The following is a 23,293-nucleotide window of genomic DNA, read 5'->3' as shown; positions in this document are numbered from 1 at the left end:
GGCGGGCGGCCGGATGCCAACACGGCGGCGCATCGCGCCGTCGCGCTTTCCAGGAAAAACGCAATGCATGAGAAAAGCTTGACAGAACTGCGTGCCGCGCTCGACGCGAAGCAATGCTCCGCAGTCGAACTGGCGCAGACGTATCTGAAGCGGATCGCAAACCATGGCGCGCTGAACGCATTCGTTCACGTCGACGAGCAGCAGACGCTCGCGCAGGCGCAAGCCGCCGACGCCCAGCTCGCCGCGGGCAACGCCGGTCCGCTGACGGGCCTGCCCATCGCGCACAAGGACGTGTTCGTCACGCGCAACTGGCGCTCCACAGCCGGCTCGAAGATGCTCGAAAACTACGTGAGCCCGTTCGATGCAACCGTCGTCGAACGTCTCGCGCGCGCGGGCATGGTGTGCGTCGGCAAGACCAATATGGACGAGTTCGCGATGGGCTCGTCGAACGAGAACTCGCACTTCGGCCCCGTGCAGAACCCGTGGGACCGCAAGGCGGTGCCGGGCGGCTCGTCGGGTGGATCGGCGGCGGCCGTCGCCGCGCGCCTCGCGCCGGCCGCGACGGGCACGGATACGGGCGGCTCGATCCGTCAGCCCGCGTCGTTCTCCGGCATCACGGGCATCAAGCCGACGTACGGACGCGTGTCGCGTTACGGGATGATCGCGTTTGCTTCGTCGCTCGATCAGGGCGGTCCGATGGCGCAGACGGCCACCGACTGCGCGCTGCTGCTGAACGCAATGGCGGGCTTCGACGAACGCGATTCGACGAGCCTCGCGCACGATCACGAAGACTACACGCGCTACCTCGGCCAGACGTGGTCGGGCGCGAACAATTCAGGCAATGCCGCCGGCAAGCCGCTCGCGGGCTTGCGCATCGGCTTGCCGAAGGAATACTTCGGCGCGGGCCTCGCCGACGACGTGCGCGCATCCATCGACACCGCATTGAAGCAATACGAAGCGCTCGGCGCGACGCTCGTCGAAGTGTCGCTGCCGAAGACGGAGCTGTCGATTCCCGTCTACTACGTGATCGCGCCGGCGGAAGCATCGTCGAACCTGTCGCGTTTCGATGGCGTGCGTTACGGCCATCGCGCGGCCGAGTATCGCGATCTGCTCGACATGTACAAGAAGTCGCGTGCCGAAGGCTTCGGTCCCGAAGTGAAGCGCCGCATTCTGGTCGGCACGTATGTGCTGTCGCACGGCTACTACGACGCGTACTACCTGCAGGCGCAGAAAATCCGCCGCATCATCGCGCAGGACTTCCAGGAAGCGTTCAGGAAGTGTGACGTGATCATGGGCCCCGTTGCGCCGTCGGTTGCGTGGGATATCGGCGCGAAGGGCGACGATCCCGTGCAGATGTATCTCGCGGATATCTACACGCTGTCTGTGAGCCTCGCTGGCCTGCCCGGCATGAGCGTGCCGTGCGGCTTCGGCGCCGGCGCGAATGCGCAGCGTCCTGTCGGCCTGCAGATCATCGGCAACTATTTCAACGAAGCACGCATGCTCCAGGTGGCGGACGCGTTCCAGCGCGTCACCGACTGGCATCGCAAGGCGCCAGCAGGAGTCCAGCAATGACAACGCAATGGGAAGTCGTGATCGGTCTCGAGACGCACGCGCAACTGTCGACCGTCTCGAAGATTTTCTCGGGAGCGGCCACGCAGTTCGGCGCCGAGCCCAACACACAGGCCTGCGCTGTCGATCTGGCGTTGCCGGGCGTGCTGCCCGTGATGAACAAGGGCGCCGTCGAGCGCGCGATCCAGTTCGGTCTCGCGATCGACGCGACGATCGCGCCGCGCAGCATCTTCGCGCGCAAGAACTACTTCTACCCGGATCTGCCGAAGGGCTATCAGATCAGCCAGTACGAGATTCCCGTCGTGCAGGGCGGCCAGATCACGATCCAGGTGCCCGCGAACGAAAAGGCGGGCGTCCCTGCTTACGAAAAGACCATCAACCTGACGCGCGCTCACCTCGAAGAGGACGCGGGCAAGTCGCTGCACGAAGACTTCGCGGGCATGACGGGCATCGACCTGAATCGCGCCGGCACGCCGCTGCTCGAAATCGTCACCGAGCCGGAAATGCGCAGCGCCGCTGAAGCCGTTGCGTATGCGAAGGCGTTGCATGGTCTCGTCGTGTGGCTCGGCATCTGCGACGGCAACATGCAGGAAGGCTCGTTCCGCTGCGATGCGAACGTGTCGGTGCGTCCGTTCGGTCAGAAGGAATTCGGCACGCGCGCCGAGATCAAGAACCTGAACTCGTTCCGCTTCCTCGAAGAAGCGATTCAGTACGAAGTGCGCCGTCAGATCGAGCTGATCGAAGACGGCGGCACGGTGGTGCAGGAAACGCGTCTGTACGATCCGGACAAGCGCGAAACGCGTTCGATGCGCAGCAAGGAAGACGCGCACGACTATCGCTATTTCCCCGATCCCGATCTGATGCCGCTCGTGATCGACGCGTCGTGGGTCGAGCGCGTGAAGGGCGAATTGCCGGAACTGCCCGCGGCGATGCAGAAGCGTTTTGTCGAGCAGTACGGCCTGACCTCGTACGATGCCGGCGTCGTCACGTCGAGCAAGGCGATGGCTGCGTACTACGAAGCCGTGGTGGCGAAAGCCGGCGCAGATAAAGACAAGGCCCAGGCGAAGGTCGCGGCGAACTGGCTGATGGGCGAAGTGTCGTCGCAGCTGAACCGCGAAGGCCTCGACATCGCCGACAGCCCCGTTTCGGCCGCGCAGCTCGCGCTGGTGCTGCAACGTATCGCCGACGGCACGATCTCGAACAAGATCGCGAAGGAAATCTTCCTTTCGATCTGGGAAGAGAAGGCCACAGACGAAGCGGCCGCCGACCGCATCATCGAAGCGAAGGGGCTCAAGCAGATTTCCGATACGGGCGCGCTCGAAGCGATCATCGATGAGGTGCTCGCCGCGAACCAGAAGTCGGTTGAAGAATTCCGCGCCGGTAAGGAAAAGGCGTTCAACGCGCTGATCGGTCAGGCGATGAAGGCGACCAAGGGCAAGGCGAATCCGCAGCAGGTCAACGAGTTGTTGAGGAAGAAGCTGAGCTGAGTGTCGTAGTGGGATCGGTAGCGGGGTCGGCTCTTGCGCGCAGCATGTCGTGCGCGGAGCCATGACGGGCTGTTGTCGCATCGAAAGTGGCGCAACGGCCCGTTTGCTTTTTCAATCGGCGTGACGTGTCGCCGCGAAGGAGAAACAGGAGAAGACAGCAATGGCAAAGAAGAACGGTCTCGACGGATATCGTGTGCCCCTTTTCGACGACGGCAGCAAGTCGAAATTTTCTCTCGCCAGCATCGATCCGTCGTCGAAGCCGTTTTCAACGGGATCGAAAGAGGCCGACCGCGAACGTCTCGCCGAAATCGGCATGCTGCTCGACGCGCAGCAGGAGCGTCTGCATGCGCAGCGCGTTCAGCGCGTGCTGCTCGTGCTGCAAGGGATGGACACGAGCGGCAAGGACGGCACGATACGCGCCGTGTTTCATGAAGTCGATCCGCTCGGCTTGCGCATCGTGCCGTTCAAGGCGCCGACGCCGATCGAGCTCGCGCACGACTTTCTATGGCGCGTGCACGCGCAGGCGCCTGCAGCCGGCGAACTGACGATCTTCAATCGCAGTCACTACGAAGATGTGCTCGTGCCGTATGTTCTCGGCTCGCTGGACAAGGACGAACGCAATCGCCGCTACCGGCACATTCGCGACTTCGAACTGATGCTGGCGGAAAACGGCACGACGATCGTCAAGTGCATGCTGCACATTTCGAAGGACGAGCAGCGCGAGCGTTTGCAGTCACGCATCGACGATCCGACGAAGCACTGGAAATTCGATGTGTCCGATCTCGACGCGCGCAAGCTGTGGGACAAGTATCAGGTCGCGTACGAGGAAGCACTCGCAGCGACATCGACGGAATACGCGCCGTGGTATGTGATACCCGCCGACTCGAAGACGCATCGCAACGTGATGGTCGGCGAGCTGCTGCTGCGCACGTTCGAATCGTTGAAGCTCGAATTCCCGCCCGCCAAAGAATCGCTGAAAGGCGTGATAGTCGAATGAACGTCACGTCGCCGAAGAAACGAAAACATAACGAAGGAAAAACATGTTGCGTGTGATTACCGCCAATCTGAATGGCATCCGTTCGGCGGCCAAGAAAGGCTTTTTCGAGTGGTTCGGCGAGCAGAAGGCCGATGTCGTGTGCGTGCAGGAAATCAAATGCTCGCAGGACGACATGACGCCGGAATTCCTCGCGCCGCACGGCTTTACCGGCTACTTCCAGCATGCCGTGAAGAAGGGCTATAGCGGCGCGGGCGTCTATACGCGTCACGAGCCGGATGAAGTCGTGATCGGCTTCGGCAGCGAAGAGTTCGATCCCGAAGGCCGCTATGTGGAGGCGCGTTTCGGCAATCTGTCGGTGATCTCGGTGTATGTGCCGTCGGGGTCGAGCGGCGACGACCGTCAGCAGGCCAAGTACCGTTTCATGGATGTGTTCATGCCGCATCTCGCCGAGCTGTCTAAGGAGCGCGAAGTGATCCTGTGCGGCGACGTGAACATCGTGCACAAGGAAATCGACATCAAGAACTGGAAGGGCAACCAGAAGAACTCGGGCTGTCTGCCGGAAGAGCGCGCGTGGCTCACGAAGCTCTTCGACGACGTCGGTTACGTCGACGTGTTCCGCACGCTAGACTCGCGGCCCGAGCAGTACACGTGGTGGAGCAATCGCGGCCAGGCCTATGCGAAGAACGTCGGGTGGCGTATCGACTATCAGATCGCGACGCCGGGCATTGCGGCCACCGCGAAAAAGACCTCGATTTTCCGCGACATCAAGTTCAGCGACCACGCGCCGCTGACCATCGACTACAACCACAAGCTCGCGAAATAACTGCTCGCGCGTCAGTCGCTCGCGGTCGTACGGCGCGGGCGGCCGATGCCCGCGTAGTCGGGCAGCGCTTCGACCGTCTTGCCGATCGCCTTCGCGTACAGCGGCAGCATGTCGGGCAGGCGCTTCATGATGTCCGCGCGGCGCGTCGGGTTGTACGGATGCACGTAGATGAAGCCCTGGTCGCGGTTATTGCGCGTCGCGACGGCGAGCTTGTCCCATAGCGTGATCGCCGCGCGCGGATCGAAACCGGCTCGCGACGCAATCTCGCTGCCGATCACATCCGCTTCCGTTTCGTCGGCGCGTTCATACTTCATTTCCAGCAACTGCGTGCCGATGCCGAGCGGCGCCTCGCCGAGATCGGCGAGACCGAAGAGCGGCGGCATCGTCCCCGATCCCAGTTGTGCGGCCTGCTGTTCGCCGAGACGCTCGCGCGCATGTTCACGCAGCGCATGCGCGATCTCGTGACCGAGCAGCATGCCGAGTTCGTTGTCGTTCAGGCGCACCTTGTCGAGCATGCCCCCATAGATGACGATCTTGCCGCCCGGCAGGCAATACGCGCGAATGTCCGATGAGCGCAGCACCGCGATGCCCCACTTCCAGTTCTTCGCGCGATCGCTCCACTTCAGCGAATACGGGATCAGCTTGTCGATGATCGACTGCACGCGCATCACGCGCGCATCCGATGGCGGATAAAGCCGGTTCATGTGCTCGGCGCCCCTCGCGATCTGATCGAATTCCTCAGCGGATTGGCTTTCCAGCATCGGCGATGGAATCAGATTGCGAAACACCGCGTAGTTGCCGTAGCGCAATTGCTGGTTCGGCTGGAACGCAGTCGGCGCCGACGCAGCGGATGCGGGCGCGGGATTGCGTGCCGTGACGGGCGCGGGCGGCGGCGCGGAGGCTGCGGTCGCCGGCGCCGATACGCCCGACGCGGCGGATGCCGCCGATTCGGCCTTGGGCGCGGACGGCGATGATGGTGCAGACGGCGCCGGAGGAGCAGCGGGCGCGGCGGGTGCGGTGGGTGCATTAGCGGCGGGCGGCGCGCTGACATTCTGCGGCGTGTCGGCGGCGCGTGCCTGCCATGACGCCGCGCTCAACACCGCACACGCAGCGCTGACGGCCAGACGCAATGCATGCGCCCGCACGAGCACGCGATATGCAGGAGCCTGAGCGGATCGGGCGCGCAGGGCCGATCGGCTGGCTGCGCGCCGTGACGCGAACACCATCACGACTGCTTTCTCCAAGGGGCGATCCGGAACAACAGTAGCATGCCGGGCAAAGCGAGCGCCGTGCAGACGATGAAGTAGTCGAACCAGCCGATTCGCGCGACGAGAAAGCCGCTCGCCGCCGATGCGAGCGTGCGCGGCACGGAAGCCAGCGACGTGAAGAGCGCGAATTGCGTCGCCGTATAGCGTGGGTCGGTGGTGCTCGCGATGTATGCGGTGAACGCAGCAAGTGTCAGGCCCGTCGCGAACGTTTCGAAGCCGTAGACGAGCGCGAGCGCGACCGACATCGGATCGAGCTGCACCGTCCAGCCGATGCCGAGCAGCGACAACACCTTCGTCGTGGCCGCGCTCAGCGCGACGGCGATGTCGTAGACGACCGTCAGTCCCGGCGACGTCGGCCCGACATGCGCGAGCCACGCGAAGCCGAGCGTCGACACCATCTGCAGGATGCCGAAGATCCACAGCCCGCGGGCGATGCCGATACGCATCAGCGCGATGCCGCCGATGATGCCGCCCGCGAGGCTCGCACCGAACGCCGTCGTCTTCGCGATCACGCCGATCTGCGTGCGAGAGAAGCCGATGTCGAGAAAGAACGATGTGGACAGCGTGGTCGCCATCGTATCGCCGAGCTTGTACAGGAAGATGAAGCCGAGCACGAACACCGCGCCGCGCCAGCCGTCGCGCAGGATGAATTCGTGAAACGGTTCGATGATCGCGTCGCGCAGATTCTTCGGCGGCGCGCCGTGCACTTCGGGTTCGCGCACGACGAGCGTCATGACCATGCCAGGCAGCATGAACGCCGCGGTCACGATGAACACAGTCGCCCACGGCAGATGATCGGAAAGAATCAGCGCGAGCGAACCGGGCACGAGCGCCGCGACCTTGTACGCGTTCACGTGCACCGCGTTGCCGAGACCCTGCTCGGTGTCGTGCAGCAGTTCGCGCCGATAGGCGTCGATCGAAATGTCCTGGCTCGCGCCGAAGAACGCGACGAGTGCCGTCAGCGCGGCGACCGTCCAGATCGAATCGCGCGGCGACACGATGCCGAGCGACGCAATCGCGGCGGCGACGAGAATCTGCGTGACGAGCATCCAGCCTCGCCGGCGTCCCGGTTGCCAGCCTGGCAGACGCGGCACGTAGCGGTCCATCAGCGGCGCCCAGACGAATTTCCACGTATAGGGAAACTGGATCAGCGCGAACAGGCCGATTTCCTTCAGGTTCACGCCTTCCGAGCGCAGCCAGGCCTGGACGAGATAGACGAGCGTGAAGAGCGGCAACCCCGACGTGAAGCCGAGGAAGACGCAGATCAGCATGCGCGCGTTGAGAAACGCGCGCCAGCCGGGATGTTCTTCGTGAGCGGTAAGTGCGGGCGCCTCGTGTGGCGGGTTCGACATGAGTTGAGTTGCGTTAGCTTTTCTTGACGCGATAGACCGCAAGACTACCACGCCAGTTCACGCCCCACCGCACCGCCTGTCCGCCGTGCAGCACCACGCGATCGAGAATCTCGATGCCGACTTCCGGCGCGAGCGCCTCGAAGTCCTTGATGGTCAGCACGCGCACGTTCGGCGTGTTGTGCCACTGATAAGGCAGTGACTTCGACACGGGCATGCGTCCCTTCAATACCGACAGACGGTGCGTCCAATACCCGAAGTTCGGGAACGAAACGATGCATTCCTTGCCAACGCGCACGGTCTCGCGCAGGATTGCGGCCGTCTGATGAATGGTCTGCAGCGTTTGGGACAGGATCGCGAAATCGAAGCTGCCGTCTTCGAAGAGGCGCAAGCCGTCTTCCAGATTCTGCTGGATCACGTTGATGCCGTTCTTCGTCGACGCGAGCACGCCGGCATCGTTGATCTCGATGCCGTAGCCGCTGACTTCGAGTTCTTCGATGAGCAGCGACAGCAGCGAGCCGTCGCCGCAACCCAGATCGAGCACCGTCGCACGCGGTTCGACCCAGCGGGCGATCGCGCGGAAATCGGGGCGCGTCGCAAGATAATCGAAAGCGCGCTCGTTCATGCGTTCACCTCTGCTGCAATGCGTTCGTAGTAGGCGCGCATCAGGTTGTGATAGCGCGCGTCGTCGAGAAGGAAGGCATCGTGGCCGTGCGGCGCGTCGATCTCGCCGTACGTCACCTGGCGCTTGTGATCGAGCAGCGCCTTCACCAGTTCGCGCGAGCGCGCGGGCGCGAAGCGCCAGTCGGTCGCGAAGCTCGCGATCAGATACTTCGCCTTCGTGTGCGCGAGCGCGGCCGTGAGGTCGCCGTCGTAGGCCTTGGCGGGATCGAAGTAGTCGAGCGCGCGCGTGATCAGCAAGTACGTATTCGCGTCGAAGTAATCGGCGAACTTCTCGCCCTGATAGCGCAGATACGACTCCACCTCGAACTCGACGTCGAAATTGAAGTTATATACGTCCTCCGCGCCTTCCGCGCGGCGCAGCGCACGGCCGAACTTCGCGGCCATGTCGTCGTCGGACAGATACGTGATGTGGCCGATCATCCGCGCGACGCGCAGGCCGCGCTTCGGCTTCACGCCGTGCGCATAGTAGTCGCCGCCGTGAAAGTCCGGGTCGGAGAGGATCGACGAGCGCGCCACCTCGTTGAACGCGATGTTCTGCGCGGACAGCTTCGGCGTCGACGCGATCACGATGCAATGCGCGATCCGGTCCGGATACATCATGCTCCACGCGAGCGCCTGCATGCCGCCAAGGCTGCCGCCCATCACCGCGGCGAATTTCTCGATGCCGAACGCGTCGGCCACGCGCGCCTGCGCGTTCACCCAGTCTTCGACGGTCACGACGGGAAAGCTCGCGCCATACGGACGGCCCGTCGACGGATCGATGCTCATCGGGCCCGTCGAGCCGAAACACGAGCCGAGGTTGTTCACGCCGATCACGAAGAAGCGGTTCGTATCGAGCGGCTTGCCGGGACCGACCATGTTGTCCCACCAGCCGATGTTCTTCGGATCATCCGCATAGACGCCCGCGACGTGATGCGACGCGTTGAGCGCATGGCACACGAGCACGGAATTGCTGCGCGCGGCGTTGAGCGTGCCGTACGTTTCGACCACGAGGTCGTAGTTCGCGAGCGAGCTGCCGCTTTGCAGGCGCAGCGGCTCGGAGAAATGCATTGTTTGTGGAGCGACGATCCCGATCGATTCCATTCATTCCGCCTTCTGACATGGGGGGCGGCTAAATGGTGTCGGCGATTGCGCGGAGGAAGAATGTGCGCGGCTGACGACCTCTTTAGCCGCATTTATAGTGAACCGCGGGGACCGATAGATCACATCCGCTGGTTCGCGCGCCCGCAATCGAGTCAGCAAATCGGCGCGCTGTACTGCTTTATTGGACCGTCAGAAACGGTCGAGCGCAAAGTATAGCGGAAAACGCGCGGGAAAATCGGCGGGATGTCGGGGCCGGCGAACTGCAGCGGATTCACTCGCGGCCCGAACATCGCTGAACTCGACTTACTGAAGGATCAGCCGCAACTGCGCGTCGGCCTGTTCGATGGGCGCGCGCGCGAAGCCGCTGCGTACATAGCGATGCCAGCGTCCGACGATGTAGCTGAGCAGCAGGCTCGCGCGCACGACGGGATCGTAGTCGGCGGGAAGCGGGATCGCGTTCGGTTCGTTCTGGCTCGACGCATCCATCAGCCCGAGCCGCAGACATTGCTTGAGAGACGCCTCGACGCGTTCGAGTAGCTGGTTGACCCGTTCGGTGAGCCGCTCATGCTCGCCGACGAGTGCCTCGCACGTCAGCACGCGCGTCATGCCGGGGTTCTTCGCGGAAAAGTTGAGCAGCGTGAGCGCGATTGCGCGTGCCTGCAATACGCCGTTCGGCTCCTTCGCGACGATCTGGTTGATGAGCCCGAACAGCGTCTGCTCGATGAACTCGATCAGCCCTTCGAACATCTGCGCCTTGCTCGCGAAATGACGATACAGCGCGGCTTCCGATACGCCGATGCGCGCCGCGAGTGCCGCTGTCGTGATTTTTTCGTTCTTCGGGGCCTCCAGCATCGCGGCGAGCGTCTGGAGGATGTGCACGCGCCGCTCGCCGGGCTTCATGCGCGTGGCGCGCGCGGTGGTCGACGGCTCTTCGGTTACGTCCTCGTCATGCTTGCGAATAGGCTGCATGTCTGTCGTCCCTGTTGTTGCACCGCCTCTCGTCCCGCGCGGGTGCCCAGTCTCAGTGATTTTAGCGAGCGAATCCGGCGGTCGACATAGTGCGGGCGGCCCGTTCCCGGCAGGCGCGCAAAGCTGCCGTCCGCGCGCCTCTGACGCGGCAGATGGCCGACGATCCACACCGTGCGGATGCCCAGACGCCGATAGTTCTTCAGATGGCTGCGCGTGTCCTCGACGAGAATCGCATCGGCGAGACGCACGTGCGCGTCGCGCATCGCACGGCGCAGCATCGCGTGGTCGGGCTTCGCGCGCCACATGCGCTGGTCGCGCATGTGCTCGATCGCGATCACGCGCTCGAACAGCCGCTCGATGCCCAACTCTTTCAGCACGTCGAGCGCGTACGTTTCGGGCGCGTTGGTCAGTACGATCTTGCGGCCGGGCAGTGCATCGACGAGACGTTTCAGGCCGCGTTCGCTGCGCAGCATCGAGCGCAGGTCGGGGAACGTGTGGACGACTTTCAGGAAGTCATGCGGATCGACGGGATGATGGCGCGTGAGCCCCAGCAGCGCCGCGCCGTAGCGCTGCGTGTAGCCGGTGCGCAGACGGTTCGCTTCGTCATGCTCCACTTGCAGCGCGTCGATGATGTACTGCGTCATCGCGGTGTTGATCGCAGGAAAGATCGCGTGCGACGCGTGATGCAGCGTGTTGTCGAGATCGAACAGCCAGACGGGTTTGCCGGCGTGAATCTGCGGCCGACGACGCTTCGGACGGGAAGTGCGCATGATGTGATGCGTGATGTGTCGCGCGCAGGGTGACGACGGCTGCGATACGACGCAGGCGTCGCGCGATGCGTGCGGGGTAGAAGCGTGAGACGGCGCAGCGTGCTGCGCGAAAAAGACCGAAGACCAGTATGCCTTCTGCGAAGCACGGCGGCCAGCGTGCCGTGCTTCGCGTGATGCTTTGTAGCCGAGATGCCGTGTAAAAACGCGGCGGTCCGAACGACGTGCGATGCGCTCAGTGCGAGCGGATCATCGTGCCGAACGGCTGTTCCGTCAGGATTTCGAGCAGCACCGAGTGCTCGATGCGGCCGTCGATGATGTGCACCGAACGCACGCCGCTCTTCGCGGCGTCGAGTGCCGACGAGATCTTCGGCAGCATGCCGCCCGAGATCGTGCCGTCCGCGAACAGCGCGTCGATTTCGCGCGCCGACAGATCGGTCAGCAGCGTGCCTTCCTTGTCCATCACGCCGGGGATGTTTGTCATCATCACGAGCTTCTCGGCGTTCAGCACGACGGCGAGCTTGCCCGCGACCAGGTCCGCGTTGATGTTGTACGACAGACCGTCTTCGCCGAAACCGATGGGCGAAATGACGGGAATGAACGCGTCGTCCTGCAGCGCTTTCACCACAGCCGGGTTGATCTGCTCGACTTCGCCGACCTGGCCGATGTCGACGTACTGGCCCGGGTTATCGCGGTCCGGCATCATCAGCTTGCGCGCGTGGATCAGGCCGCCGTCCTTGCCCGTCAGACCAACCGCGTGGCCGCCGAAGTGATTGATCAGCGTGACGATGTCCTGCTGTACTTCGCCGCCCAGCACCCATTCGACGACTTCCATCGTCTCTTCGTCGGTGACGCGCATGCCCTGGATGAACGTGCCCTGCTTGCCGATCTTCTTCAACGCCTGATCGATTTGCGGACCGCCGCCGTGCACGATCACCGGATTGATGCCGACCAGTTTCAACAGGATCACGTCGCGCGCGAAGCCCTGCTTCAGGCGCTCTTCCGTCATCGCGTTGCCGCCGTATTTGATGACGACGGTCTTGCCGTGGTACTGGCGAATATAGGGCAGAGCCTCGGCGAGAATTTCAGCCTTCAGCGTGGGTGCGATCTGGGACAGGTCGGGGGTCTCGGACATGGCGGCGGCTCGGACAGGGAAACGGTTAAAACAAGGCCGAATTGTACACAACTGGCGCGGTGCAACAGGGATTTCAACGCGTGCTGCCACGGCGATTACGGCCGCTTTCCCGCAGTGCGCAAACAGGCTTTTCGGGGCCGCCCGGCGACCGCTTTCTGACGGGCGCCGGACAGGGTTTTGGGCCTCGATCCGGCAGGGAAGTTCTCGTGCTGATGGAACTCCATTCGAACGCACGTCGGGATCGCCGCGCGCGGTCCCATTCCCGTTGCAACGGGCGGCGTTTTGCTCATCCGCCGAAAGTGGCATCATGTTTGTGTCACCGACCGGTTTCATCCTGCTGTCATGAACCCGTCCCTATTCGAATCGCCTGAATTCTCCGAAGCATCCAGCGCGCGCTGCCCGCGCTGCCGTCGCGTGTTCGACTGCGGCGCGCGCAGCGACAGGTCGACGTGCTGGTGCGTCTCGATGCCCGCGTTACCCGCCGATGCGCTGAAGGCGGGCACCGGCTGCTTGTGCCCCGAATGTCTCGCCGATGCAATTGCGCGCGAACGCGCGTCGGCGCAAGGCGTGGCCGCCGCGCCGGAATAGGCCGGCTACCGACGCGCCCTGGCCAGCGCCGCGAGATTGCTCGTCAGCTTGTCGAACACGGGTTCCCACTGCGCGAACTGCGGCTGCCGGTACAAAGTCGCGGTCGGATACCAGGGGCTGTCGGCGCGATCGAGCAGCCACACCCAATGCGGATTGACGTCGAGCAGCACCCACGTACGCTGCCCTATCGCGCCGCTCAGATGCGCGACCGACGTACACACGGTAATCACCAGATCGAGCGCGCCGATGTACGCCGCAGTGTCGTCGAATGTCCTGAACTCCGCCGTGTGGTCGGTAATATCGAGCCCGGCCGTGCGCGCGGCGGTCACATCGGCGGCCGCGCCCGGTTGCAGCGAATAGAAGGCGACGTCGTCGAGTTCGCGGAAGTAATCGACGTAACGCTCGAGACCGACCCGGCGGTACGGATTGCGTTGATGTCCGTGGCTGCCCGTCCAGACGAGACCCACCTTCAGTCGCCTTTCACCCGCGAGCCGCTTGCGCCAGGCGTCGACGGCTGATGGATCGGCTTGCAGATACGGAACAGCCGACGGAATCGTGTCTTCTCGCGTGTCGAACAACAATGGCAGTGACAGCAGCGAGATTTCGTAATCGAACTTCGGCAGCATCTCGACGCCGCCGCCCAGTGTGAACTCATGGGCATGCTGCGCGAGCGTGCGGCCGAGCAGCGCGCCCATTTGCGGAAACGAGTTCCAGACGAGGCGCCCGCCTTCCCGATGCACGCGATCGGCGAGCAGCGGAACGTAGCGGCAGAATTGCAGCAGATCGCCCATGCCCTGTTCGCCCCAGAGAAGCAGCGTCTTGCCTTCGAGTGGCTCGCCGCGCCATGCGGGGCCGGGCAGCACGGGCCGCTTGCCGGCCAGTTCCTTCGATCCGTCCCAACGTGCTTCGTGCTCTCGCCAGCCGTCGGCGTAGTTGCCGCGCAGAAGGTGGATCATGCTGAGATTGGACAGGTACGACGGGTTGTCCGGTGCCGTGCGATGCGCGGCCGATGTGAAGCGTTCCGCGTCGTCCCACTGCTGAGCTTCGCGCAACGTCTGTCCGTGATTGCCCAGCGCGACGGGATTGTTGGGCTGAAGTTCGAGCGCGCGCCGTTCGGCTTCGAGGGCGCTGTCGAGTTCGAAGCGGGCGAGATGCGTTTTGCCGAGATTGATCCACGCATTCGCATCGGCAGGATTCTTTTCGAGCGCGGTCTTGAGCAACGTGATGGCCTCCGTTGACCTCGGATCGGCCGACATCAGCGCGCCCGCCAGATTGTTGCGCAGGCTGTGCAGATCGGGAGCGATGGCGAGCGCCGCGCGGTACGGCGCGATCGCATCGGCGTGGCGGTTCATCCACTGCAGCGTGAAGCCCAGGCGAAAGAGCGCTCGCGCGTCGCCGGGGACAAGTGCAACGAAGGCGCGGGCAATGGATTCGGCCTGGGCGGCGCGTTGGGCTGCTGTCAGCTGCTGGCACATTACGTCCAGCGAGTCGGGATCGATCGGAAACAAATGGGAGGCGGCCTGAAGCCAGATGTCATGGGCCGTTTGGTCGCCATGCTGTTGCGCGGCGGCTGCATGACGCACGAATGTCTGGAAGGATTCCAAAAGAACTTGATCTGGATCAAGGGACGTTTTAAGCATTATCAGTAAAGAGTGGCGAGCGCACGTTAAACAACAATGGAAACTATAGTTCCGGAAGTCCGATCGATGAATCGGACCGCTCCCAACAGGTAAACTTGCAGGATGCAGCGCATAACCCTCACCGGCCGGGTCAACCTCGGACATCTCTTCTGGCTACGCAGTCTCGCCATCATTGGCCAGCTCGTGACGATCGCGTTCGTCCAGATCTTTGTCGGCGTGAATTTGCCGTTGCCGGCGATGCTTCTCGTCATCGGTCTCGAAGTGGTCTTCAACGGGCTCACGTGGCTGCGCGTGTCGCGTCAGAAGCCCGAGTCGAGCCTCGAATTGTTCGGGCAGCTGTGGGTCGATCTCGGCGCGCTGTCTGCGCTGCTGTTTCTCTCGGGCGGCACGACCAATCCGTTTGTCTCGCTGTATCTGCCGTCGCTGGCCATTGCGGCGGCCGTATTGCCGTGGCATCTGATGGCGTGGCTCGCCGCATTCGCGGTCGCGTGTTATGCGGTGCTCGGCTTCGAGTCGGTACCGCTCAATCTCGACAACCCAGCGAACCTGTTCGACTACTACCGCGCCGGCATGTGGGTGAACTTCATGGTGAGCGTCGGCCTGATCGCGTGGTTCGTGGCGCGCATGTCGCGCGCGCTGCGTCAGCGCGATACCGCGCTCGGCGATGCGCAACAGCGTCTGCTGCGCGACGAGCGCGCCGTTGCGCTCGGCGTGCAGGCCGCCACGGTCGCGCACGAGATCGGCACGCCGCTTTCGACGATCGCGATGCTCACCGAGGAACTGCGCGATGCCGCGCGCACCGACGCAGGCCTCGAGCCCTACATCGCGGATCTCGACATCCTCGATCAGCAGATGGCCTTGTGCAAATCGGCGCTCGCGCGTCTGCGCAGCCGCGCGTCGACGCAAGGCAGTCGTCAGCGTGTCGACGAATGGCTCGGCTCGTTCGCCGATCAATGGCGGCTGCGCCATCCGCACGTCAAATTCGAGCGCCTGGGCGAGCCGCCTGTCGATGTCTCTATCGACGACACGGTTGCCGTCAGCCAGATTCTCACGATCCTGCTCGACAACGCCGCGCGCGCGAGCCGCGATCACGTGACGCTGGCCGCGAAGCCCGCCGCGCACGATTCGATCGAGTTCGAAGTCTGTGACGCGGGGCCGGGTGTGCCGGCGTCGTTGCGCAGCGTGCTCGGCGCGGCGCCCGTCGACAGCACGCAAGGCGGGCATGGCGTCGGGCTGTATCTGGCGTTTTCGGCGGCGGCGCGGCTCGGCGGATCGATCGAGCTAACCGATGTCAGTGAAATCAAGCCGCGCGGAACGCGCGCAGTGTTGCGGTTGCCTTTGGCCCGCGAGCAAACGGGCGCGGGCCGGCATGGCGCCGCGTCGTCCAATACGGAGAAACAAGCATGAGCGACAAGAATTTTCTGGTGATCGACGACGACGAAGTGTTCTCCGGCATCCTCGCACGCGGTTTGACGCGCCGGGGCTTCACGGTGTCCGAAGCGCACAATGCCGACGAAGCGATCCGCCTCGCAAATCAGCAGAAGTTCGGGCAGATCACGGTCGACCTGCATCTGGGCAACGACTCGGGTCTGAACCTCGTCGCGCCGCTGCGCGACCTGCAGCCCGACGCGCGGATGCTGGTGCTGACGGGCTACGCGAGCATCGCGACGGCGGTGCAGGCGGTGAAGGATGGCGCGGACAACTATCTGGCGAAGCCCGCGAACGTCGAGACGATTCTCTCCGCGCTGCAAGCGGACGCGAGCGTGCTGCAAGCTGAAGAAGCCATCGAGAAGCCGGTGCCGCTGTCGGTGGCGCGGCTCGAATGGGAGCACATCCAGCGCGTGCTTGCGGAAAACGGCGGCAACATTTCAGCGACGGCGCGCGCGTTGAACATGCATCGACGCACGCTGCAGCGCAAGCTGGCGAAGCGGCCCGTCAAGCAATGATGCTGTCGCCATTGCAACGAACGCGATAGATAACTGCTGCGCATGCATGTGAGAACGGGCGACGCTCCTCGCGGAGCGCCGCCCGTTTCACCTGGTTCTTCGTCTGTTTGCTGGCGAGACCGGCGCGAATCAGAGCACGTAGCGCGACAGGTCCTCGTCTTGCGCGACGTCGTTCAGCGCGCGATCGACATACGCCGCGTCGATCACCACGCTCTTGCCCGCGTGGTTGCCCGCCGAGAACGACACGTCTTCGAGCAGCTTCTCGATCACCGTATAGAGACGGCGCGCGCCGATGTTTTCCGTCTTCTCGTTCACCGAGTAGGCGATTTCCGCGAGACGGCGGATGCCTTCGTCGGCGAATTCGAGGTGCACGTCTTCCGTCTCGAGCAACGCTTGGTATTGCTTGACGAGACTCGCATCGGTGGCGACGAGAATCGATTCGAAGTCCTTCACCGACAGCGAATCGAGTTCGACGCGGATCGGGAAACGGCCTTGCAGTTCGGGAATCAGATCGCTCGGCTTCGCGAGATGGAACGCGCCGCTCGCAATGAACAGGATGTGATCGGTCTTCACCATCCCGTACTTCGTGCTGATCGTCGTGCCTTCGACGAGCGGCAGCAGATCGCGCTGCACGCCCTGACGCGAGACTTCACCGGTGCCCGCTTCGTTGCGCGACGCGATCTTGTCGATTTCGTCGAGGAACACGATGCCGTTCTGCTCGACGTTCTGCACGGCTCTCGCCTTGACCTCTTCGTCGTTCAGCATCTTCGCCGCTTCTTCGTCGGTGAGGAGCTTCAGTGCTTCTTTCACCTTCACCTTGCGGCGCGTCTTCTTGCCGCCGCCGAGATTCGCGAACATCGAACGGATCTGCTCGGTCATGTCTTCCATGCCCGGCGGCCCCATGATGTCCATCGCCGGCTGCGGCATCTCGATGTCGAGCTCGAGCTCCTTGTCGTCGAGCTGTCCTTCGCGCAGGCGTTTGCGGAACGTCTGACGCGTCGTGTTCGATTCGTCGCCGCTCGCTTCGTGGCCCGAGCCGAAGCCGACCGTGCGCGCGCCCGGCAGCAGAATGTCGAGGATGCGGTCTTCGGCGAGATCTTCGGCCTTCGTGCGGACCTTGCGCATTTCCGTCTCGCGCGTCTGCTTGACGGAGATTTCCATCAGGTCGCGCACGATGCTGTCGACGTCGCGGCCGACATAGCCGACTTCCGTGAACTTGGTCGCTTCGATCTTGATGAACGGCGCGTCCGCGAGTTTCGCGAGACGCCGCGCGATTTCCGTCTTGCCGACGCCCGTCGGCCCGATCATCAGGATGTTCTTCGGCGTGATTTCCTGGCGCAGCGGCTCGGCGACCTGCTGACGGCGCCAGCGGTTGCGCAGCGCCACCGCAACGGCTTTCTTCGCGCGATGCTGGCCGATGATGTGCTTGTCGAGTTCCGAGACGATCTCGGCGGGAGTCATGGTGCTCATCGTGTGTCCTTACTCGATCGTCTCGATGACGCGGTTGTGGTTCGTGTAGATACACATGTCGCCGGCGATCACCAGCGCCTTTTCGACGATGTCGCGCGGCGAAAGATCCGTGTTGTCGGCGAGCGCCTTCGCGGCTGCCTGCGCGTACGCGCCGCCCGAGCCGATCGCGCAGATGCCGCCTTCGGGATCGAGCACATCGCCGTTGCCGGTGATGACCAGCGTGGTGGTCGCGTCGGCCGTGATCAGCATCGCTTCGAGACGGCGCAGCATGCGGTCGGTGCGCCAGTCTTTCGCCAGCTCGACGGCGGCGCGCGTGAGATTGCCCTGATGCTTTTCGAGCTTCGCTTCGAAGCGGTCGAGCAGCGAGAAGGCGTCAGCCGTGCCGCCCGCGAAGCCGACCAGCACCTTGCCGTTGTAAATGCGCCGGACTTTCTTCGCGCCGCCTTTCATGACGATGTTGCCCAGCGTGACCTGGCCGTCGCCGCCGAGCGCGACCTTGTCGCCGCGACGCACGGAAACGATCGTCGTGCCGTGAAATTGCTCCATATGCGTTCCTTTTGCAAAACCGCAATCAATTGCGTGGGGCCGAAGCAAGCGCCAAAGCATCCGACTTCGGCCGACAGTGAGGACGCGGAGGCGCCGATGCGCCACCACGGAATCCGGAGCGGACGCCGCGCGATGCCAGGTGCCGCGCGCGCGTGCAACGCATGTCCGGTTTATTTTAGGGCGGGCGCTGCCATATCAAGAGCGGAAGTCTCGACAGCGTGAGAAAAGCAGAAAAAGCGCAAGGCGGGGTTAGCGGTAAAAGATGCTGGCGTCGGTCGGCAGCAACGTCGATGCAACGCGCATTTACCGATTACCGCACGTAGGATGAGCCGATATGGGCGCTGGATCATCGTTAAAGATCGGCTTTACAAAAGAAAAGAGGCGCACGATTCACCGTGCGCCTCTCACGAAGCGTCCATGGGGCGCGGACCCCGAAAACCGCGCCGTCGGGCGGTCAGTCGCCGAACAGCTTCTGGCGCAATTCGCGGCGTTCCTGCGCTTCGAGCGACAGCGTCGCCGTCGGCCGCGCAAGCAAACGCGGGATGCCGATCGGCTCGCCCGTTTCCTCGCACCAGCCATATTCGCCCGATTCGATGCGCGCAAGCGACTGCTGAACCTTCTTCAGCAGCTTGCGCTCGCGGTCGCGCGTGCGCAGTTCCAGCGCATGCTCTTCCTCGATCGTCGCACGGTCGGCCGGGTCCGGCACGATCACGGTTTCGCGCAGATTTTCGGTGGTCTGGCCGGCGTTGCGGAGGATTTCCGCCTGCAGCTGTTCGAGCCGGTTCTTGAAGAAAGCGAGCTGATCCTCATTCATGTAATCCTTGTCGCTCATCTTCAGGATTTCGGCTTCGGTCAAGAGTCGTTTCGTCGTCATCTGGCTTGCTTCTTCAATGTGAGGCAAATCATTGCCCGCACTTTCGTGTTGCCCGCAAAGGCGCCTCGATGACGCTCGATTGAGCGCCGGCGAACACGGACGGTGGGCTGTCGTGACGCCGAAGCGCCGTTGCGGGGCCGAACTCCTCTGGAAACCGATTCTTCAAATGCTCCTGAGGCAATGCTTCCCGGCAGCGCGTTATGAGCCGGAGTGTGCCGGCCGGCTATCGGCGATATCCCCGGATGAGATTTTCCGGCGCCGTTTTCAGGCCCGGCACGGCTGCGACGCGGCTACGCGTTTTAGACCGGGCAAAATCGTTGTCTTTCTCCAGTGGGGCCGTATTGTAACTGAATCACAATACGAAACTGCAAGCGGGGGAAATCCCTGCCGCAAACTCCACTTATCGTGAAAATATAACGCGCTGTTCACTAAAAAGCGATGGTCGTACACGTATTCTCACAACAGGGTTTTCACGTGCTTTGACCGGGAACCGGCTGTTTAATTGCCGTGCCTGCGCGTTTGAATCGATTTTCGTGCGCCAGCGGCGAGAAAATGGCGGTTGGGGCAGACCTGAAATGCCCGCCCCGCGCAAGATAAAGATAAGACCGGCTTAGACGAGGCAGGCTTCGAGCCCGTCGGTGATCAGATCCTGCGGCAACTCGATGCCGATGAACACCATCTTGTTCGTTTTCTTCTCAATGGGCTGCCATTTGGCCGCGAGATCGCTGCCCATCATCTGATGCACGCCCTGGAAGACGACCTTGCGATCGACGCCCTTCATGTACAGCACACCCTTGTAGCGCAGCAGACGCTCGCCATAAATCTGCAGAATGCCGCCGAGAAAGTCTTCGAGCTTGTTCGGATCGAACGGCCGATCGCTGCGGAAAACGAACGACTTGATCTTGTCGTCGTGATGCGCGTGATGGCCGTGGTCGTGGCCTTCGTGATCGCAGTGGCCATGATCGTGATCGCAGTTCGCGTGGTCATGATCGTGGTCGTGGTCGTGGTCATGCGCGTGATCGTGCTCGTCTTCGGCGAGGAAGTCCGGGTCGATTTCCAGCTTCGCGTTCAGGTTGAAGCCGCGCAGATCGAAGACTTCCTTGATGTCCGCTTCACCGAAATTCACGACGCGAATTTGCGCCTTCGGATTCATGTGCAGCAGGCGGTGACGCAGATCGCCGAGCGTCGCGTCGTCGACGAGATCGGCCTTCGTCAAGAACAGGCGATCCGCGAAGCCGACCTGGCGCTGCACGACTTCGTGCTCGTCGAGTTGCTGATCGCCGTGCTTCGCATCGACCAGCGTGATGATCGCGTCGAGCAGAAATTCGTCGGCGATCTGGTTATCCATGAAGAACGTCTGCGCGACGGGGCCCGGATTTGCGAGGCCCGTCGTCTCGATCACGACGCGGTCGAAATCGAGCTTGCCTTCCTGCTTTTGCGCAGCGAGGTCGCCGAGCACGCGCGACAGGTCGCCGCGAATCGTGCAGCAGATGCAGCCGTTGCTCATCTGGATGATCTGCTCGCCTGTGTCCTGAACGAGGATGTCGTTGTCGATGTTCTCTTCGCCGAACTCGTTCTCGATCACGGCGATCTTCATGCCGTGCTTCTCGTTCAGGATGCGCTTGAGCAGCGTGGTTTTGCCGCTGCCGAGGAAGCCGGTCAGGATAGTGACTGGGATCATGTTGTTCGCCATGTGAGGTCGCCTTGTGTTCGTCAGTCTGGGGTGCGGACCGCGCGGGGCCCGAACCGCAGGAATTCAGCGGAATATTGAAGCATAACTGCCGGTGCGCCGCTGCCGGGCCGTTAAAGCCCCGTCGCTGCCAGGGAAATAAACGCCTAACTATGGGCGATCAGGCGGTTTGCAACAATAGGCCTTTCAGATATTCGCCTTCGGGGAACGCCGTCAGCAGCGGATGATCGATGCCCGCGCCCAGCCGCTTGAGGATGCGCGCATCGACGCGCGCGTCGGCGGCCGCACCCGCGACGATCTTCTGGAACAGCTCAGCATCGATCGCGCCCGAGCACGAATACGTGAACAGCAGCCCGCCCGGCCGCAACAGCTTGAGCCCCGTCAGGTTGATGTCCTTGTACGCGCGCGCGGCGCGGTCCACATGCTCGCGCGACGGCGCGAATTTCGGCGGATCGAGCACGACGAGGTCGAAACGCTCGCCGTCGTCGAACAGGCGGCGCAGTGTCTTGAACGCGTCGGCGTCGAGCCATGTGGCGCGCTGCGCGTCGAAACCGTTAGCCGCGACGTTCTGCTGCGCGATCGCCAGCGCCTCGCCCGACGAATCGATCGATACCACCCGCTTCGCGCCGCCCTTGAGCGCCGCGAGCGAAAAGCCGCCCGTGTAGCAGAAGCAGTTCAGCACGTCGCGGTCGTTCGACAGATCCTGCACCAGTGCGCGGTTGTCGCGTTGATCGACGTAGAAGCCCGTCTTGTGGCCGTTGCGCACGTCGACGTGATAGCGCACGCCGTTCTCGCTGACGATCAGCGTTTCGGGTGGCGCGTCGCCGGCGAGCACGCCCGTCGTCTGCTCGAGCCCTTCCTTTTCGCGGATCGACACGTCCGAGCGCTCATAGACGTTCGGACATCCCGTCGCGCCGATCAGCGCCTGCACGATCGCGTCCTTCCACGCTTCGACGCCCGCCGCCATGAACTGACAAACGATCTGGCCGCGCTGGCCCGCATCCGACAAGTCGACCGGGTTCGTTGCATCGTCAGCGATGTAGTAGTCGACGATCAGCCCCGGCAGGCCGTCCGCCTCGCCGAAGATCAGCCGCACCGCGCCCGTGCCGCGCACCATCGCCTGACGATGCGCAAGCGCGCGCTGCACGCGGCGCTTGAAGAACGCGTGATCGACGGGTTCGTTTTCGTCGAAGCTCCAGACGCGCGCGCGGATCTGCGAATGTGGGCTCCACGCGGCGCGCGCGAGGAAGCGGCCGTCGTGCGCGCGCACCAGCACGGTTGCGCCGGCGGCGGGCTTGCCGTCGACGCGATCGATCGCATTCGCGTAGACCCACGGATGGCGGCGCAGCAGCGATTTCTCTTTCGACGGTTTCAGCGTAACGGTATTCATGACTTCGTGAGGATTTCAGCGGAACAATGTGCCGCGCGAAGCGGCAGAGCGGATATGACTGGTTGCCTGCAAAGCGCCAGCAGCGTCAGTCGCGTTTTTTTGCGCGCGGATGCGCCTGGTCGTAGATTCGCGCGAGGTGCTGGAAATCGAGCCCGGTGTAGACCTGGGTCGCGGCAATGCTCGCGTGACCGAGCAGTTCCTGCACCGCGCGCAGATCGCCGCTCGACTGCAGCACGTGTGTCGCGAACGAATGGCGCAGCACGTGCGGATGCACGTTCGCCGGAATGCCCGCCGTGAGCGCGGCGCGCTTCACGCGTTCGCGCACGACGTTCGGCGACATCCGGTTGCCGCGCGCCGACAGAAACAGCGGATGCGGATCGTGCTTCACCAGTTCGCCGCGCACGGCAAGCCACGCGCGCAACGCATCGAGCGCCTTGCTGCCGACTGGCACCGAGCGCCGCCGGTTGCCCTTGCCGAGCACTTCGACTTCCGCATCGTCGAGCTTGAGCCAGCCTGCGGAGCGGTAGCCGTCGGCGTCGACGAAATGCACGTCGAGGCCGACCAGTTCCGAGAGCCGCAAGCCCGACGAGTAGAACAGCTCGAGCATCGCGTGATCGCGCAGCCCTTCGGCGGTGGCCGTCGCAGGGGATTCCATCAGCGTGTGCGCGTCATCGACGGACAACGCCTTCGGCAGCGTCTTCGCGCGCTTCGGCGCGCGCACGGTGGCGATGGGGTTCGCGGGCAAATCGATGCGTCCCGCGAGCCAGCGATAGAACGCGCGCCACGCCGACAGCCGATGACCGATCGAGCGCGCCGACAGCCCGCCTGAATGCGCGCGCGCGACGGCGCCGCGAATGTCGGTCGCCGTGAGGCTTTCTAGCGGCCGTCCGTTCGCGAGCTTCTTCAGTTCGTCGAGTTCGTGCGTATAGGCGCGCAGCGTATGCGCCGACAACCGCCGCTCGTGCTCGAGGCTCGACAGATAGACGGCGATCGGATCGGCGGATGTCACGTGGCGAGC

General features: G+C 63.4%; 22 protein-coding genes. 8 read left to right on the top strand and 14 right to left on the bottom strand.

The annotated features are described in order from the left end of the window. Positions 1-63 precede the first annotated feature (63 nt). From gatA to GCT13_RS18925, 4 genes are all read left to right on the top strand, one after another. Positions 64-1,572 (top strand): Asp-tRNA(Asn)/Glu-tRNA(Gln) amidotransferase subunit GatA, encoded by a 1,509-nt coding sequence (gene gatA, locus GCT13_RS18940; protein WP_152760458.1) that lies wholly within the window; start codon positions 64-66, stop codon positions 1,570-1,572. Continuing rightward, positions 1,569-3,056, top strand: coding sequence for an Asp-tRNA(Asn)/Glu-tRNA(Gln) amidotransferase subunit GatB (gene gatB, locus GCT13_RS18935; protein ID WP_152760456.1), 1,488 nt, complete (start codon positions 1,569-1,571; stop codon positions 3,054-3,056). Before gatA ends, gatB begins: the two co-directional genes overlap by 4 nt. A 160-nt stretch (positions 3,057-3,216) precedes the next feature. Further along, complete coding sequence (locus GCT13_RS18930; protein ID WP_152760454.1) at positions 3,217-4,053, top strand: PPK2 family polyphosphate kinase; 837 nt, start codon at positions 3,217-3,219, stop codon at positions 4,051-4,053. Positions 4,054-4,096: 43 nt separating this feature from the next. Further along, on the top strand, positions 4,097-4,876 hold the full coding sequence (locus GCT13_RS18925) for an exodeoxyribonuclease III (RefSeq protein ID WP_152760452.1): 780 nt from the start codon (positions 4,097-4,099) through the stop codon (positions 4,874-4,876). Between the two features lie 11 nt (positions 4,877-4,887). Here the strand turns inward: GCT13_RS18925 and GCT13_RS18920 are convergent, their stop codons facing one another. From GCT13_RS18920 to argB, 7 genes are all read right to left on the bottom strand, one after another. Further along, the gene (locus tag GCT13_RS18920) at positions 4,888-6,102 is read right to left on the bottom strand and encodes a M48 family metallopeptidase (protein WP_152760578.1); all 1,215 of its coding nucleotides are present in this window, start codon (positions 6,100-6,102) and stop codon (positions 4,888-4,890) included. Further along, positions 6,102-7,496, bottom strand: coding sequence for an AmpG family muropeptide MFS transporter (locus tag GCT13_RS18915; protein WP_152760450.1), 1,395 nt, complete (start codon positions 7,494-7,496; stop codon positions 6,102-6,104). Before GCT13_RS18915 ends, GCT13_RS18920 begins: the two co-directional genes overlap by 1 nt. A gap of 13 nt (positions 7,497-7,509) precedes the next feature. Beyond that, entirely contained in the window at positions 7,510-8,118 is a 609-nt protein-coding gene (gene metW / locus GCT13_RS18910; protein WP_152760448.1) for a methionine biosynthesis protein MetW, read from the bottom strand. Next, on the bottom strand, positions 8,115-9,260 hold the full coding sequence (gene metX, locus GCT13_RS18905) for a homoserine O-succinyltransferase MetX (protein WP_152760446.1): 1,146 nt from the start codon (positions 9,258-9,260) through the stop codon (positions 8,115-8,117). Before metX ends, metW begins: the two co-directional genes overlap by 4 nt. Before the next feature lie 303 nt (positions 9,261-9,563). Beyond that, positions 9,564-10,229, bottom strand: a complete 666-nt coding sequence (gene slmA / locus GCT13_RS18900; RefSeq protein ID WP_152760444.1) for a nucleoid occlusion factor SlmA — start codon at positions 10,227-10,229, stop codon at positions 9,564-9,566. Beyond that, on the bottom strand, positions 10,196-10,999 hold the full coding sequence (locus GCT13_RS18895; RefSeq protein ID WP_152760442.1) for a pyrimidine 5'-nucleotidase: 804 nt from the start codon (positions 10,997-10,999) through the stop codon (positions 10,196-10,198). Before GCT13_RS18895 ends, slmA begins: the two co-directional genes overlap by 34 nt. Before the next feature lie 232 nt (positions 11,000-11,231). Further along, entirely contained in the window at positions 11,232-12,131 is a 900-nt protein-coding gene (argB, locus tag GCT13_RS18890) for an acetylglutamate kinase (RefSeq protein ID WP_152760440.1), read from the bottom strand. A 342-nt stretch (positions 12,132-12,473) separates the two neighbouring features. Between argB and GCT13_RS18885 the strand changes: the two genes are divergently transcribed. Continuing rightward, complete coding sequence (locus tag GCT13_RS18885) at positions 12,474-12,719, top strand: cysteine-rich CWC family protein (protein WP_152760438.1); 246 nt, start codon at positions 12,474-12,476, stop codon at positions 12,717-12,719. A gap of 5 nt (positions 12,720-12,724) precedes the next feature. On the opposite strand, the gene GCT13_RS18880 is transcribed toward GCT13_RS18885, so the two are convergent. Then, positions 12,725-14,071 carry a tetratricopeptide repeat protein gene (locus GCT13_RS18880; RefSeq protein WP_321574458.1) on the bottom strand — a complete coding sequence of 449 codons (1,347 nt, stop codon included), beginning with the start codon at positions 14,069-14,071 and terminating at the stop codon, positions 12,725-12,727. Between GCT13_RS18880 and GCT13_RS50890 the strand changes: the two genes are divergently transcribed. The 3 genes from GCT13_RS50890 (at position 14,060) to GCT13_RS18870 (ending at position 16,305) form a co-directional block, all read left to right on the top strand. Then, a complete protein-coding gene (locus GCT13_RS50890) occupies positions 14,060-14,368 on the top strand; it encodes a hypothetical protein (protein ID WP_321574457.1) in 309 nt (102 codons plus the stop codon). The two genes, GCT13_RS18880 and GCT13_RS50890, sit on opposite strands and share 12 nt — an antisense overlap. 93 nt (positions 14,369-14,461) lie before the next feature. Continuing rightward, positions 14,462-15,766 (top strand): ATP-binding protein, encoded by a 1,305-nt coding sequence (locus GCT13_RS18875; RefSeq protein ID WP_152760434.1) that lies wholly within the window; start codon positions 14,462-14,464, stop codon positions 15,764-15,766. After that, positions 15,763-16,305 (top strand): response regulator transcription factor, encoded by a 543-nt coding sequence (locus GCT13_RS18870; protein ID WP_152760432.1) that lies wholly within the window; start codon positions 15,763-15,765, stop codon positions 16,303-16,305. The genes GCT13_RS18875 and GCT13_RS18870 overlap by 4 nt, the downstream gene beginning before the upstream one ends. Positions 16,306-16,434: 129 nt before the next feature. Here GCT13_RS18870 and hslU read toward each other — a convergent pair whose 3' ends face one another. The 6 genes from hslU to xerC form a co-directional block, all read right to left on the bottom strand. Next, positions 16,435-17,775: an ATP-dependent protease ATPase subunit HslU gene (hslU, locus tag GCT13_RS18865; RefSeq protein WP_152760430.1), complete on the bottom strand. Its 1,341-nt coding sequence runs from the start codon at positions 17,773-17,775 to the stop codon at positions 16,435-16,437. Between the two features lie 9 nt (positions 17,776-17,784). Continuing rightward, positions 17,785-18,321, bottom strand: coding sequence for an ATP-dependent protease subunit HslV (gene hslV, locus GCT13_RS18860; RefSeq protein ID WP_152760428.1), 537 nt, complete (start codon positions 18,319-18,321; stop codon positions 17,785-17,787). A 454-nt stretch (positions 18,322-18,775) separates the two neighbouring features. After that, positions 18,776-19,195 (bottom strand): RNA polymerase-binding protein DksA, encoded by a 420-nt coding sequence (dksA, locus tag GCT13_RS18855; protein WP_085228454.1) that lies wholly within the window; start codon positions 19,193-19,195, stop codon positions 18,776-18,778. Between the two features lie 610 nt (positions 19,196-19,805). Next, entirely contained in the window at positions 19,806-20,876 is a 1,071-nt protein-coding gene (locus GCT13_RS18850; RefSeq protein WP_193727695.1) for a CobW family GTP-binding protein, read from the bottom strand. A 169-nt stretch (positions 20,877-21,045) separates the two neighbouring features. Continuing rightward, positions 21,046-22,275, bottom strand: coding sequence for a class I SAM-dependent rRNA methyltransferase (locus GCT13_RS18845; protein WP_152760424.1), 1,230 nt, complete (start codon positions 22,273-22,275; stop codon positions 21,046-21,048). Positions 22,276-22,360: 85 nt separating this feature from the next. Continuing rightward, positions 22,361-23,284 carry a tyrosine recombinase XerC gene (xerC, locus tag GCT13_RS18840; protein ID WP_321574455.1) on the bottom strand — a complete coding sequence of 308 codons (924 nt, stop codon included), beginning with the start codon at positions 23,282-23,284 and terminating at the stop codon, positions 22,361-22,363. Between the last annotated feature and the right edge of the window lie 9 nt (positions 23,285-23,293).

Source organism: Paraburkholderia franconis, from assembly GCF_009362735.1.
In the GTDB taxonomy this organism is placed as follows: Bacteria; Pseudomonadota; Gammaproteobacteria; order Burkholderiales; family Burkholderiaceae; genus Paraburkholderia; species Paraburkholderia franconis.
This window is presented reverse-complemented; position numbering and strand designations above follow the sequence as displayed.

Coding starts and splice junctions, on each gene's coding strand:
- dksA (WP_085228454.1), bottom strand. CDS start 19,195: ATGACGACGAAACGACTCTTGACCGAAGCCGAAATCCTGAAGATGAGC.
- GCT13_RS18895 (WP_152760442.1), bottom strand. CDS start 10,999: ATGCGCACTTCCCGTCCGAAGCGTCGTCGGCCGCAGATTCACGCCGGC.
- GCT13_RS18885 (WP_152760438.1), top strand. CDS start 12,474: ATGAACCCGTCCCTATTCGAATCGCCTGAATTCTCCGAAGCATCCAGC.
- metX (WP_152760446.1), bottom strand. CDS start 9,260: ATGGAATCGATCGGGATCGTCGCTCCACAAACAATGCATTTCTCCGAG.
- gatA (WP_152760458.1), top strand. CDS start 64: ATGCATGAGAAAAGCTTGACAGAACTGCGTGCCGCGCTCGACGCGAAG.
- GCT13_RS18850 (WP_193727695.1), bottom strand. CDS start 20,876: ATGATCCCAGTCACTATCCTGACCGGCTTCCTCGGCAGCGGCAAAACC.
- GCT13_RS18930 (WP_152760454.1), top strand. CDS start 3,217: ATGGCAAAGAAGAACGGTCTCGACGGATATCGTGTGCCCCTTTTCGAC.
- GCT13_RS18880 (WP_321574458.1), bottom strand. CDS start 14,071: ATGAACCGCCACGCCGATGCGATCGCGCCGTACCGCGCGGCGCTCGCC.
- GCT13_RS18915 (WP_152760450.1), bottom strand. CDS start 7,496: ATGTCGAACCCGCCACACGAGGCGCCCGCACTTACCGCTCACGAAGAA.
- hslU (WP_152760430.1), bottom strand. CDS start 17,775: ATGAGCACCATGACTCCCGCCGAGATCGTCTCGGAACTCGACAAGCAC.
- GCT13_RS18870 (WP_152760432.1), top strand. CDS start 15,763: ATGAGCGACAAGAATTTTCTGGTGATCGACGACGACGAAGTGTTCTCC.
- hslV (WP_152760428.1), bottom strand. CDS start 18,321: ATGGAGCAATTTCACGGCACGACGATCGTTTCCGTGCGTCGCGGCGAC.
- slmA (WP_152760444.1), bottom strand. CDS start 10,229: ATGCAGCCTATTCGCAAGCATGACGAGGACGTAACCGAAGAGCCGTCG.
- GCT13_RS18875 (WP_152760434.1), top strand. CDS start 14,462: ATGCAGCGCATAACCCTCACCGGCCGGGTCAACCTCGGACATCTCTTC.
- GCT13_RS18920 (WP_152760578.1), bottom strand. CDS start 6,102: ATGGTGTTCGCGTCACGGCGCGCAGCCAGCCGATCGGCCCTGCGCGCC.
- GCT13_RS18845 (WP_152760424.1), bottom strand. CDS start 22,275: ATGAATACCGTTACGCTGAAACCGTCGAAAGAGAAATCGCTGCTGCGC.
- metW (WP_152760448.1), bottom strand. CDS start 8,118: ATGAACGAGCGCGCTTTCGATTATCTTGCGACGCGCCCCGATTTCCGC.
- GCT13_RS18925 (WP_152760452.1), top strand. CDS start 4,097: ATGTTGCGTGTGATTACCGCCAATCTGAATGGCATCCGTTCGGCGGCC.
- gatB (WP_152760456.1), top strand. CDS start 1,569: ATGACAACGCAATGGGAAGTCGTGATCGGTCTCGAGACGCACGCGCAA.
- argB (WP_152760440.1), bottom strand. CDS start 12,131: ATGTCCGAGACCCCCGACCTGTCCCAGATCGCACCCACGCTGAAGGCT.